The sequence below is a fragment of the Caballeronia temeraria genome, from assembly GCF_001544795.2.
GTDB classification, from domain to species: domain Bacteria; phylum Pseudomonadota; class Gammaproteobacteria; order Burkholderiales; family Burkholderiaceae; genus Caballeronia; species Caballeronia temeraria.
In genome coordinates, this window is the sequence record NZ_FCOI02000001.1 from 404,124 (window position 1) to 417,219 (window position 13,096).

7 protein-coding genes are annotated in these 13,096 nt (G+C 67.7%); 4 read left to right on the forward strand and 3 right to left on the reverse strand.

What is annotated here, in order from left to right; genetic code table 11:
• Positions 1–43: 43 nt before the first annotated feature.
• The 4 genes from recC to arfB all read left to right on the forward strand — a co-directional run bounded on the left by recC (position 44) and on the right by arfB (position 9,565).
• On the forward strand, positions 44–3,442 hold the full coding sequence (recC, locus tag AWB76_RS01905) for an exodeoxyribonuclease V subunit gamma (protein WP_061158416.1): 3,399 nt from the start codon (positions 44–46) through the stop codon (positions 3,440–3,442).
• The gene (gene recB, locus AWB76_RS01910) at positions 3,439–7,143 is read left to right on the forward strand and encodes an exodeoxyribonuclease V subunit beta (RefSeq protein WP_061158417.1); all 3,705 of its coding nucleotides are present in this window, start codon (positions 3,439–3,441) and stop codon (positions 7,141–7,143) included. Before recC ends, recB begins: the two co-directional genes overlap by 4 nt.
• On the forward strand, positions 7,140–9,089 hold the full coding sequence (recD, locus tag AWB76_RS01915; RefSeq protein ID WP_061158418.1) for an exodeoxyribonuclease V subunit alpha: 1,950 nt from the start codon (positions 7,140–7,142) through the stop codon (positions 9,087–9,089). Before recB ends, recD begins: the two co-directional genes overlap by 4 nt.
• A gap of 62 nt (positions 9,090–9,151) precedes the next feature.
• Positions 9,152–9,565 (forward strand): alternative ribosome rescue aminoacyl-tRNA hydrolase ArfB, encoded by a 414-nt coding sequence (gene arfB, locus AWB76_RS01920; protein ID WP_061158552.1) that lies wholly within the window; start codon positions 9,152–9,154, stop codon positions 9,563–9,565.
• Between the two features lies 1 nt (position 9,566).
• On the opposite strand, the gene AWB76_RS01925 is transcribed toward arfB, so the two are convergent.
• The 3 genes from AWB76_RS01925 to AWB76_RS01935 form a co-directional block, all read right to left on the reverse strand.
• Positions 9,567–10,094, reverse strand: coding sequence for a hypothetical protein (locus tag AWB76_RS01925; protein ID WP_061158419.1), 528 nt, complete (start codon positions 10,092–10,094; stop codon positions 9,567–9,569).
• A 116-nt stretch (positions 10,095–10,210) separates the two neighbouring features.
• Complete coding sequence (locus tag AWB76_RS01930) at positions 10,211–11,149, reverse strand: DMT family transporter (protein WP_061158420.1); 939 nt, start codon at positions 11,147–11,149, stop codon at positions 10,211–10,213.
• Positions 11,150–11,260: 111 nt separating this feature from the next.
• Positions 11,261–12,862, reverse strand: coding sequence for an L-lactate permease (locus AWB76_RS01935; RefSeq protein ID WP_061158421.1), 1,602 nt, complete (start codon positions 12,860–12,862; stop codon positions 11,261–11,263).
• Between the last annotated feature and the right edge of the window lie 234 nt (positions 12,863–13,096).

The following is a 13,096-nucleotide window of genomic DNA, read 5'->3' on the forward strand; positions in this document are numbered from 1 at the left end:
CCCCCGCCGAAACCTTCTCAGGCCGTATAGCAAGCCGCTTTCCATGCTCGAACTCTTCTATTCGAATCGTCACGAGACGCTCGCCGCCGCGCTCTTCGAGGACCTCGACGCATTCGCGATGCGCGAGGGCGATCCCTTCGCGCGCGAGTCCGTCATCGTGCCGAGCGCGGCACTGCGCCGCCGGCTCGAACTCGACATGGCCGAACGCTTCGGCATCTGCGCGAACGTCGACTTCTGTTATCTCGCGCAATGGCTCTGGGCGCAGATCGGGCGCGTGCTGCCGGTGCCCGCGCATTCGCCGTTCGCGCCGGACCGGCTCGCGTGGCGCTGCTACCGGCTCTTCGAAGATCCGTCGTTCGGCGACTCGGCGCGGCTATCCACGTATCTGCACGCCGCCGACGATTCGATGCGCTACGAACTCGCGCGCCGTATCGCAACGGTCTTCGATCACTATCTGACGTACCGGCCCGAGTGGCTCGCGCACTGGCAGTCGGGCGGCTCGATTCTGGAGGGAAGCGGCGCCGAAATCGATGCGCGCGGCCCGCGTCTTTCCGGCGCGAACGACATCCAGCGCGAGGACGAGCGCTGGCAAAGGGCGCTGTGGCGCGCGTTGCTCGCGGACCTCGCGCGCGATGCGAGCGGCAACGAGAAAGACCCGACGCCGCCCGCTTACCGCTTTCTCGCCGATTCGCCCGGCTTCGATCTCGACGTCGTGATGCGCGCGCAATGGCCGAGCCGCATCAGCGTGTTCGCCTTGCCGACGATGCCGCCGCTGCATATCGCGCTCTTGCGCGAACTCTCGCGCTGGATCGACGTGCGCGTCTATGCGCAGAATCCTTGCCGCGAGTTCTGGTTCGACATCGTGAGCGAGGCGCGCGTCGAACAGCTCGAACTGAAGGGCGAAGCGGACTATCAGGAAGTCGGTCATCCGCTGCTCGCGGAGTGGGGCCGGCAGACGCAGGCGCAACTGCACATGCTGCACGAGCTGACCGAGAGCGCGGCGTCGAGCGAACGGCAGCTCTTCGAGGACAATCCCGCGCCCACGTGGCTCGCGCGCCTGCAAAACGGCATTCTGGCGCTCGATGAAGAGAGCGCGGAGCCGCAGCCCGAAGCGATCACGGAGAACGGCATCGAAGTGCATGTGTGCCACAGCCTGTCGCGCCAGCTTGAAGTGCTCCACGACCGGCTGCTCGACTGGTTCGACGATATCGAAGGGCTGGAGCCATCGGACGTGCTCGTCGCGTTTCCGGATCTCGCGGTGGCGGGGCCGCTCATCGACGGCATTTTCGGCACCGCGCCCGCAGGCGCGAGCAACGAGCGCCGGCGCATTCCATATCGGATCACGGGTCTGCCGCCTTCGCAGGCGAATCCCGTCGCGCGGGCGCTCATCGACTGGCTCGCGCTCACCGAACGCAGCGTCGGCGCGCCCGAGCTCGTCGAGTGGCTGCGTGTCGATGCAATCGCGGCGCGCTACGGCATCGACGCCAGCGCGCTCGAAACGGCGCAGGCGTGGCTTTCGGCGGCGGGCGCGCGGCGCGGCCTGCGTCCCGATGAAGTCACGGCGGACGATGTGCCCGCCGCGCGCCACACGTTCGCCGATGCACTCACGCGTCTCTATCTCGGCTACGCGTTGCCGGGCGGCGGGGCGCCGGTCGCGGAATGGCTGCCGATCGAAGGCGCGAACGGGTCAGACGCCGAATTGCTCGGCCGTCTCACGCGCTTCGTCGACGACATCGACGCGTTCGCCGAACGCATCGCGACGGCCCGCACCGCGCGCGCCTGGGGCGATCTGCTGCTGGATGCGCTCGAGCGTTTCTTCGACGCGGGCGTCGCGTTCACCGATGCCGTCGGCGACGTGCGCCGCGCGATCGATTCGCTGATCGTCGCGATGGACGAAGGCGCGGGCGCGACCGAGGTATCGGCTGCCGTGATCCGCACCGCGCTCACCGATACGCTCGACGATCCCGCACGCGGCGGCGTGCCCTGGGGCGGCGTCACGTTCTCGTCGCTGACGAGCTTGCGCGGCCTGCCGTATCGCGTCGTGTGCCTGCTCGGCATGGACGACGGCATGCTGCCGAGCCTCGCGCGCGCCGACGAGTTCGATCTGATGGCGCGTTTCGGCAAGCTCGGCGACCGTCAGCGCCGCGACGACGAGCGCAATCTGTTCCTCGATCTTGCGCTCGCGGCGCGCGACCGGCTGATGATCGCGTACACGGGCCGCAGCATTCGCGACAACGCCGTGCTGCCGCCTGCCGCGCTCATCGACGAATTGCTCGACTATCTCGCGCAGTCCGTCGCGGGCAAGCATGCCGCGCCCGACGAACTGGCCAAAGCGCGCGCGCGTTTCGTGTTCGAGCATCCGCTGCAACCGTATGCGCCCGAGTATTTCGGCGAGGACGGCCGGCTCTTCACCTACGAACCCGAGCGCGCCGAACTCGCCCGCGCGCTGGAGTCGGGCAAGTCGCAGCCCGTCGCGCGATTCTTCTCCGCGCCCTTGCCGCAGGAAGACGACGTGCAGACCGTCCCATTCGACGATTTCGTGCGCTTCTGGCGTCATCCGGCGCGCGCGCTCTTGCGCGACCGCCTGGGCATTGCGCTCGTCGACGCCGAAGCCGAACTCGACGACACCGAGCCGTTCGAACTCGGCTTCGCGGGCCGCGATGCGCTTGCCGCGCGCGTGCTGCCCGCGCTTCTCGATGCCGCCGACGAATCCGATCGCGCCGCGCGCGAACGGGCGAGACGTGTCGCGCGCGCGAGTCCGGAAATGCCGGGCGGCGCCACGGGCGGCGTGTGGCAGGCGCGCGAGCTGCATGCGCTCGGGCAACTCGCCGAGCGCGTGCGTGCATCGACGTCGGCGGGCGTCGAACGTCTGCCGTTCGCGCTCGATCTGACGCCGCGCTGGCCCGGCACGGAAGGCATCGCGCTGTTCGGCGCGCACGACGATGCGCTCGTCGACGTTCGTCCGATGACGCTCGTCGGCACGCTCAACGCACTCACGCCGCAAGGTCAGGTGATCTATCGCTACGACGCGCCGCGCGCACGGGATTATTTGTCCGCGTGGCTCGCGCATCTCGCCTATTGCGCGGCGCTGCCCGATGGCCCGCGCCGCACGATCTGGCATGGCCGCGGCTCGCAAGCGGCGGATTTCGAACTGACGCCGGTCGCCAATCCGCACGCGCAACTCGCCGCGCTCGCGTCGCTCTATCGGGCGGGACGCCGCATGCCGTTGCGCTTTTTTCCGAAGAGCGCGTGGCTCAAAGTGAAGGAGGGCGATTCGAAAGCGCAGGCCGCGTGGGAGTCCGAACGCACACACGCCGAATCCGACGATCCCGTGTTTCGCATCGCATTTCGCGGCGCGGAACTCGCGCTCGACGATACCTTCGCCGCGCTCGCGCGCATCGTGTTCGAGCCGCTCGTGCAACATCTGCGGAGTGGCGCATGACGAATCTCACATCATCCGTGGATCACAACGACGTGCAGGAACTCGACGTCTTCTCTTGCGCGCTCGACGGCGTGAACCAGATCGAGGCGTCCGCCGGAACCGGCAAGACCTGGAACATCTGCGCGCTCTACGTGCGTCTTTTGGTGGAAAAGCGCCTGTCCGTCGAGCAGATTCTCGTCGTGACGTTCACGAAGGCGGCGACCGCCGAACTGCACGAGCGCATCCGCTCGCGGCTCGCGGGCGTCGCGCATGCGATCGAGAACGGCGATCCGGCGGGCGATCCGTTCATCGAGCAATTGTTCGACACGACGCTCGCCGATATCGACGCCGAGGAAGCCGCAAAGCGTCTGCGCATCGCGGTATCGACCTTCGATCAGGCCGCGATCCACACGATTCACGCGTTCTGCCAGCGCGCGCTGCAGGAAGCGCCGTTCGCCGCCGCGATGCCGTTCGCGTTCGACATGGAAGCCGACGACAGCGCGCTGCGCTTCGAACTCGCGGCGGACTTCTGGCGCGAGCGCGTGGAGCCGGTGGCGGCGCGCACGCCGTCGTTCGCGTCGTGGCTCGTCGCGAAGGGCGCGGGACCGGCGTCGCTCGATGCGCAACTCGCGCGGCGTCTGAAGAAGCCGCTCGCCGCATTGCGTTTCGGCGGCATGGAGGCCGCCGCTGCCGCCGACATGCAGGCGCTGTTCGAAGAAGCCTGCGCGCTGTGGAACGCCGAGCGCGACAGCATCGTCAAGCTGCTCGCCGACGCGCAGGGCGCGCTCAAGGGCAACAGCTACAGCGCGAAAATCGTGGGCGAGGCCATCGACGCCTGGACGGCGTATTTCGCCGAAGGCGACTGCCACGCGTCGCCGCCCGAACGAGCGCTCAAGCTCACGGCCACCGCGCTTGCGAAGGGCACGAAGCTCAAGAACACGCCGCCCGCGCATGCCTTCTTCGATCAGGCCGACTCTCTTGCCGCGTCCGCCGCCGCAGCCGAAGCATCGCAGCGCGCGACGTGGCTCGACATCGTGCGCGAATGGCTCGATCACGCGCCTTCGGAACTTGCCGCGAGAAAGCGCGCGCGCCGCGTCGTGTCGTTCGACGATCTGCTCTCGAACCTGCATCACGCGCTCGTGAAGCACGCGTGGCTGGCCGAGGCGTTGCGCGCGCGTTATCCGGCCGCGCTCATCGACGAATTCCAGGACACCGATCCGCTGCAGTTCGCGATCTTCAATCGTGTGTTCGCGCCGCACGGGCCGCTCTTCCTCGTTGGCGATCCGAAGCAGGCCATCTACAGTTTCCGCGCCGCCGATCTGCACACGTATCTCGCCGCGCGCGACGGCGCGAGCGCGCGCTATACGCTTGCGGTCAACCAGCGCTCGACGCCGCCGATCATCGAGGCATGCAATCGCGTGTTCGAGGCGAATCCGTCGGCGTTCATTCTCGACGGGCTCGACTATCAGCCGGTGCGCGCGGGCACGCGCAAGCGCGGGCCGTTCGTCGACAACACGCCGGCCGCAGCGTATTCCGATAGCGCGGATTTCTGCGTGTGGATGCTGCCGCACGGCGAATCGGCGCTCTCCAAAACCAATGCGCAGCGCGATGCCGCCGAAGCGTGCGCCGCCGAAATCGCGCGGCTCCTGCGCGGCGCGCAGCGCGGCGACGTGACCATCGGCAAGACGCCGCTCTCGGCGGGCGATATCGCCGTGCTCGTGCAGACGCATCGGCAAGGCAGTCTCGTGAAGCGCGTGCTGGCCGCGTGGGGCATCGGCAGCGTGGAGCTTGCGCAGGCATCGGTGTTCGGTTCGCTCGACGCCGAGCAGATCGAGCGCGTGCTCGCCGCCATCGACACGCCGGGCGATCTGCGCCGTCTGCGCGCAGCACTCGCCACCGACTGGTTCGGCCTCGACGCCGCCGCGCTCTGGCGGCTGGAACACGCGGACGCCGTCGATCCGCACGGCGAGCCGATCGATTCGACGAGCTGGGTCGAGCGCTTCTCGCGCTATCGCACGATCTGGCACGAGCGCGGCTTCGCGGTGATGTGGCGCACGCTCGCGCGCGAGCTGTCGATTGCGACGCGTCTCGTCGCGCGCCCCGATGGCGAGCGCCGGCTCACGAACGTGAATCATCTGGCGGAGTTGTTGCAGGCGCGTTCGGCCGAGCAGCCCGGCATCGCGCCGACGCTGCGCTGGCTCGCGGCGCAACGCGAGCAGCAGGGCGGCGGCGAAGAGGCGCAACTGCGTCTCGAATCGGATCGCAATCTCGTGCAGATCGTGACCGTGCACAAATCGAAGGGACTCGAATACGCGGTCGTGTTCTGTCCGTTCCTGAACGACGGCGCCGCACGCGATGCGTCGAAATCGGGCCTGCCCGACGCGCGCGAGTATCACGACGACGCGGGCGTGGCGGTGCTGCACTACGGCATAGAAGGCGATGAAGACGATCAGGTGAGCGCGGCCATCGCGCGCGAGCAGGCGGCCGAGCGCGCGCGTCTCGTCTACGTTGCGCTGACGCGCGCGGTGTTTCGCTGCTATGTGGTCGCGGGGTTTTATCTGTCGAACCGGTCGACGAAGGAGTCGCGCCGCAGCGTGCTGAATTGGCTCGTCGCGGGCGCGGGGAAGGACTTCGACGCGTTCTGCGATGCGCCGCCCGAGGAAGCCGAGATCGTCGCGGCATGGCGTGCGGTCGCGGCGCGTTCGGACGGCGCGATCGGCGTCGAGCCGCTGCCGGTGATCGACATGCGCGAGCCGCTCGCAGCCGATGCATCGCACGATCACGAGATCACCGCGCGCACGAATCAGCGCATTTTGCGCGACCGCTGGCGCATGGCGAGCTTCAGTTCGCTGATCGCGGCGGGCGCGCGCGACGAGGCGAATCAGGCGCAGCCGGTCGAAGCGCGCCCGGATCACGACGAACTCGCCGCGCTTGCCGACCTCACGCGCACGGATACCGCGGCGCGCGACGAAGCGCCGCTCGATCCTGACGACATCCTCGCGTTTCCGCGCGGCGCGGCGGCGGGCGAGTGTCTGCATCGCATGTACGAACTGGCGGATTTCACCGACCCGTCCGGTTGGCCGGCTGCCGTCGAGCGCGCATTGCACGAACATCCGACGCCCGCACCGGAAGCGCTCGCGCCGCGCCTTCGTCCGATGATGCTGCGTCTGCTCGCCGATACGGTGACGAGCGAAATCGCGCCCGGCATGCGGCTTCGGACCATCCCGACGACGCGCCGCATGAACGAGCTCGAGTTCCTGTTCCCCGCCGATTCGCTCGATTTCACCGCGTTGCGGCGTCTGCTCGCCGCGCACGGTTTTCCCGACGTCGCGCTGGAGTCGGGCGCGTTGCGCGGATTCATCAAGGGTTTCATCGACATGATCGTCGAGCATGAAGGGCGCTTCTGGATCGTCGACTGGAAGTCGAATCATCTGGGCGATGCCGCGTCCGACTATGCCGCCGCGCCGCTCGCCGTCGCGATGGCGGAACACGCGTATCACGTGCAGGCGCTGATCTACGTCGTCGCGCTGCATCGCTATTTGCGCGCGCGGCTGGCGAGCTATGCGTACGACACGCATATCGGCGGCTATCTGTATCTGTTCGTGCGCGGCGTGCGCCCGGACTGGCGCGACGGCGAGCGGGCGAGCGGCGTGCATGCCGGACGGCCGTCGCTGGAGCTGGTCGAAGCACTCGACCGGTTGATGTCGGGAGGCGCGGCATGAGCACGCTCGACACGATCCAGCCGGCGCGTCCCGTGCCCGCGCCCGCCGACGAAAGCGCGGCGCTCGCCGAAGGCTTCGCGCGGCGCATGAGCGCGCTGGCCGCACGGCTCGGCGCCGATGAGACAAGCGTGCTGTGGGCCGAGCGCGCCGCACTCGCGATGAGCCGCGCGACCGCGCAAGGCCACGTGTGCCTGCCGCTCGCCGCGCTTGCCCGCCGTCACGACGTGCGTTTCGGCGAAGCGCGCGATGCGCTGCTCGCGAGCGGCGTCGCGTGTTTCGTGCGCGGCGACGTGCGCGCGGACGCCGCCGATCTGCTGCCGCTCGTCATCGACGAGGACGGGCGGCTCTATCTCGCGCGCTATTTCGATTACGAGCGGCGGCTCGCGCGGGCGCTCGTCGAACGTTCGCGCGATGCCCGCATGCCGGTGTCGCGCGAGGACATTGCGCGGCAGGCGGAGCGCATCGCGCGCTATTTCGGCCCGCCCGCCGATGCAGACATCGACTGGCAGCGCGTCGCCGCACTCGTCGCGCTGGCGGGGCGGCTGACGATCGTGAGCGGCGGGCCGGGCACCGGCAAGACGACGACCGTCGTCGGCGTGCTCGCGTGTCTGCTCGATGCCGACCCGGAGTTGCGCATCGCGCTCGCCGCGCCGACCGGCAAGGCCGCGCAACGCATGCAGGAGGCGCTCATCGAACGCGCGGACAAGCTGCCGCCGGAACTCGCGGAGCGCCTGCCGCGCACGTCGTTCACGTTGCAGCGGCTCTTGGGCGTGCAGTCGGACGGGCGCTTCCGGCATCATCGCGACAATCCGTTGCCGTATGACGTGATCGTCGTCGACGAAGCCTCGATGATCGACGTCGCACTCGCGGCGCATCTGCTCGAAGCCATCGCGCCGTCGAGCCGTCTCGTGATGCTCGGCGACAAGGATCAGTTGTCGGCGGTGGAGGCGGGCGCGGTGTTCGCGGAACTGAGCGCGGAGCCGTCGTTCAGCGAGACGGGCGTGGCGCGCATCGCGGTGGCGCTGTCCGTCGATGCGAAGCGGCTCGAAGCGGCATTGCCGAACGCCGCGTCCGTCGACGATTCCGAAGGCTACGGCGATCTCTTCGGCAGCCCTATGAGCGAAAAAGCCGAGTCTGCGCTGACTGATTGCGTCGTGTGGTTGCAGAAGAACTATCGTTTCGGGCTCGATTCGGACATCGGCCGTCTGTCGATCGCGATCCGCGATGGCGACGAAGCGGCCGCGCTCGATGCGCTCGATCCGTCCGGCGCGCGCGCAGCCGTGCTCTTCGACGACGGCGACGCGGCGCTGTCCGAGCGCACGCTCGCGCGTCTCGCGAAAGGCTTCGCGCCGTACGCCGAAGCGCTTGCCGCCGTGCTCGACGGCACGCAAGCCGATCACGCCCAGCTTTTCGACGCGCTCAATCGCTTCCGCGTGCTGTGCGCGACGCGCAAGGGGCCGCGCGGCGTCGATGAAGTGAACGCGCGCATCGCCGCGAAGGTGCGCGAGCAGGCGGGCATCGCGCTTGCACTCGGTGCGCAGTGGTTCGCCGGTCGGCCGGTGATCGTCACGCGCAACGACTACGCGCTCGGGCTCTTCAATGGCGATATCGGCATCGCGCTGCCGGGCGCGGACGGGCTGTTGCGTGTCGCGTTCCGCATGGCCGATGGCGCGCTGCGCTATGTATCGCCCGCCGCGCTGCCGCCGCACGACACTGCGTTTGCGCTCACCGTGCACAAGTCGCAGGGTTCCGAGTTCGAGCACGCGGCGCTCGTGTTGCCGGGCGCGTTCGTGCGCGTGCTGTCGCGCGAGCTGGTTTATACGGCGATCACGCGGGCGAAGCGTCGCATCGAAGTGATCGGCTCGGCGGCGATCTTTGCGCAGGCCGTCAGGGAACCGACGCGGCGCGATTCCGGGCTGGCTGCGAGAATGCGCCGTCTGACATGAAAGCGACGCATATCAAGGACGCTGACGAAGAGGCCGATATACGGAATGAAAGGAGCCGACCGATGACGATAACCGACAGCCTCTTCGTGCCGCCCAATGAAATCGAGCTGACGGCCGTGCGCGCGCAAGGCGCGGGCGGTCAGAACGTCAACAAGGTGTCGAGCGCGATCCATCTGCGCTTCGACATCCGCGCGTCGTCGTTGCCGGAGCACATCAAGGCGCGTCTGCTCGCGCTCTCCGACAGCCGGGTCACGCGCGAAGGCGTGATCGTCATCAAGGCGCAGGAGCATCGCACGCAGGACATGAATCGCGCGGCGGCGCTCGCGCGGCTCGACGAGCTGATTCGCAGCGTGTCGGTGACGCGTCGCAAGCGCATCGCGACGAAGCCAACGCGCGCATCGCAGTTGCGCCGCGTCGAAGGCAAGGTGAAGCGCGGCGCGATCAAGGCGGGGCGCGGGCCGGTGCGCGGAGACTGAGTCAGCCTTGCTGCCACTTCGGCGGCATATCGAGACGCGGCCCGAAGAACCACGACCTGAGCGTGTCTCGTCCGATGATGCGCGCCAGCTCGGCGAACGCGCAGTAGTTGCTGATCATCAGCACGAGCAGAATCTGGACGGCCCAGAACTGCGGCCAGTTCATATGCGTAATGAGCGCGTGGTTCGCCGCGGCAAGACTGTGCGTCTCCTTCCAGAAGTCGAACAGGCGCTCGAGATAGTGAAGGAAGCCTGCAATCACCGTGTAGATCAGCGTCTTCCAGGCGGCGTTCCAGATCAGCGGACGATCCGGATAGCGGTTGATGAACGGCAGCATGTTGGCGATCAGCACGGCCTTGCCGAGAATCAGCGAAGCGACGAGCACCGACATCGACGAGGGCAGCGAAATGCCGGTGCCTTTCACCATCAGCGCACGAATGATGGCGACGGCATGCAGGAGGACGAAGAAGAAGAGCGTCGGCGGGACCATCTTCATCATCTCGTGCTTGATCTTGGCGAAGAAGTTTCCCATGGCGGCTCCCGGCAAACGACGCGCAGGACGGCGCGGCGCGGCGCGCAACGGCCATCCGGACAATTTCACCCTGGCGACTGAACCGGCCGCGAGCGGCCGGCGTCCCCGGAAGAAGTCTAGTTCACCGCGCGCGCTTTGCTGCGTGCAGTGAACGGCACGCGTTTCACGAAGCCCGTCGCGAGCGCGGTGCCCGCGAGCACGATCGCACAGCCGGCGATCATGGCGAGCGAGACGTGCTCGCCGAGAAAGAGCGCGCCCCACAGAATGCCGAAAAGCGGGATCACGAAGGTGACCGTCATCGCGCGCGCGGGGCCGGCGACCGCGACCAGATGGAAATAGATGAAATATGCGATGCCCGTGCAGCCGATGCCGAGCGCCAGCACCGCGCCCCACGCGTGCGCCGAAACCGGCGCGGCGGGCCATGTGAGGAAGGCGATCGGCGCGAGCGTCAGGGTTGCGCCGATCATGCTGCCGGCCGCGTTGGTCATCGCGTCGACGTCCATCAGGTACTTTTTCGCGAAGTTGCCCGCGACGCCGTAAAGCGCCGATGCCGCCAGCGCCGCGGCCGCCGCGAGCAGACCCTGCACGGGCAGCGCGGCGTCGTGGCCCGCGTGGTCCGGCGCGATCTGGTTCCAGACCAGCACGAGCACGCCCGCGAAGCCGATCGCCATGCCGATCGTGCGCACGGTCGTCAGACGGTCCTTGAGCCAGAGATAGGCGACGAGCGCGCCGAAAAGCGGCGTCGTCGCGTTGATGACGGACGTGGCGCCGGCCGATAGCGTCAGCTCGGCATACGCGAAGAGGCAGAAGGGCGCGGCCGAATTGAGAATGCCGACGGCGAGCAGCTGCGGCCAGCGCTTTTTGAGCGTCGCGATGGTGGCGGCGAGCGGACGGCGGGAGAGCAGCATCGCGACGAGAAACAGCGCGCCGATGCCGACGCGCAAGGCCATCAAAGGCGCCACGCCGAACTCGGCGACGCCGACGCGGATAAAGAGAAACGACGCGCCCCACAGGGCGGCGAGCACGATCAGTTGCAGCAGATTGGCGGGTGACATGGCGAGGCGGACTTCGGGAGGTTCATCGAAAGTCCGCGCATGGTAGCACCGCGCCTGTATCAAAAAACGTCCGGCGAACGAAAGCGCAAGAAGCGGGATAAATCGCGCCGGTCAATGCGGCGGGATCATCCACGTCAGCACGTTCTGCTGCAGCCACACGAGCACGCCGAGCAGGATCGTGAGCAGGATCGAATGCTTGAACGTGCGCACGAAGACGAGGCCCTCCTTGCCCTTGAGCTCGGTCGTCGCGACGCCGGTCGAGATGTTCTGCGGCGAGATCATCTTGCCCATCACGCCGCCCGACGAGTTGGTCGCCGCCATCAGCACCGGATTCAGGTTGAGCTGATTCGCCGCGACCACCTGCAGATTGCCGAAGAGCGCGTTGCCCGACGTGTCGCTGCCGGACAGGAACACCGCCACCCAGCCGAGGAACGCCGACACGAGCGGGAAGAACGGTCCGACCGACGCCACGCCGAGACCCAGCGTGTAGTTCATGCCCGAGTAGTTCATCAGATACGCGAGGCCGACGATCGTCGCGACCGTCAGAATGGCGATGCGCGTCTGGACCCACGTATCGACGATCGCCGCGCCGTATTCGCGCGCGGGCAGCTTCACCATGAGCGCCGTGATGATCGACGCGACCAGGATCGCCGTGCCCGTCGCGAGCGGCTGGAAGTCCCAGATCGCGCCGTAGGGCTGGTTGTAGAGCGTGATGTAGACGGCCTTGTCGAGGCCCGGCCACGGGACTTTCACATCGCCGATCATGAAGATCTTGAGCACCGTCCACACGATCACGACCACCGACACGACGATCCACGGCACCCAGCCCTGGCCGCCCGGAATCGCCGAACGTGTCGTGCCCAGGCGCTCGACGTTCACCGCGAAGCGTTCGTCCGCGACAGGCTTCCACACGCGCAGGAACGCGATCGTCAGAATCAGCGAGACGAGCGAGGAGAGCACGTCGGTCAGCGCATAGCTGATGTAGTTCGACGTCACGAACTGCGTCAGCGCGAAGGCGCCGCCCGAGACGAGCAGCACGGGCCAGATGCGCATCATGTTGCGAAAGCCCGCGTAGATACCGATCACATAGAAGGGCAGGAACAGCGCGAAGAGCGGCAACTGGCGGCCGACCATTTTCGCGAGCGCATCGGTCGGCAGATGCGTGACCGCGCCGAGCACGGTGATCGGCACGCCGAGCGCGCCGAATGCGACCGGCGCCGTGTTGAAGATCAGCGTGAACGTGAGCGCTTCGAGCGTCGGGAAGCCGAGCAGGATCAGCAGCGAACTCGTGATCGCGATCGGCGTGCCGAAGCCCGAAATGCCTTCGAGCAGCGCGCCGAACGAGAAGCCGATCACGACGAGCACGACGCGCCGGTCGTTCGGCAGGTTATCGATCATCCAGACGCGAAACGCCTCGAAGCGCCCCGAGCGCTGCGCGACGTTATAGAGCAGGATCGCGGCGAAGACGATCCACATCACCGGCCACAGCGCGAACACGGCGCCGGCCGCGACCGAATCGAGCGCGAGGCTGACCGGGAAATGCCAGCCCGCGATCGCGATGACGAGCGCGAGGATCAGCCCCGCGAGCGACGCCTGCCACGCAGGGCGCCGCGCCCAGCCGAGCAGCACGAGCACGAGGATGATCGGCAGCGCGGCGACGATGAAGGACGCGAAGAGGGAATGGGCGATCGGGGTGAGTAGCTGGTGGAACATCGGGTCTCCTTCGTTCTGTCATGAGCCGAGACGGCGACATGCGACGCCGCGATGCGCGTGGAGTTCGATGTTCGACAGCGGACGGCAGCCGGCTTAAGCAACCGCATAACGCGCACACTAAGAATAGGGCGCGAACGGCCTGCGTCAAGGCGTGAATGCCGGTTGATTGCGGTCGCGCGCATTACATCGACGCGCCGCTGGCGGGCGCGTCGCGAATGCGGGATGTGCAAGGAG

Bases quoted from the DNA above. Each gene is read 5' to 3' on its own strand.
- recB (WP_061158417.1), top strand. From the start codon at position 3,439: ATGACGAATCTCACATCATCCGTGGATCACAACGACGTGCAGGAACTC.
- arfB (WP_061158552.1), top strand. From the start codon at position 9,152: ATGACGATAACCGACAGCCTCTTCGTGCCGCCCAATGAAATCGAGCTG.
- AWB76_RS01925 (WP_061158419.1), bottom strand. From the start codon at position 10,094: ATGGGAAACTTCTTCGCCAAGATCAAGCACGAGATGATGAAGATGGTC.
- recD (WP_061158418.1), top strand. From the start codon at position 7,140: ATGAGCACGCTCGACACGATCCAGCCGGCGCGTCCCGTGCCCGCGCCC.
- AWB76_RS01930 (WP_061158420.1), bottom strand. From the start codon at position 11,149: ATGTCACCCGCCAATCTGCTGCAACTGATCGTGCTCGCCGCCCTGTGG.
- recC (WP_061158416.1), top strand. From the start codon at position 44: ATGCTCGAACTCTTCTATTCGAATCGTCACGAGACGCTCGCCGCCGCG.
- AWB76_RS01935 (WP_061158421.1), bottom strand. From the start codon at position 12,862: ATGTTCCACCAGCTACTCACCCCGATCGCCCATTCCCTCTTCGCGTCC.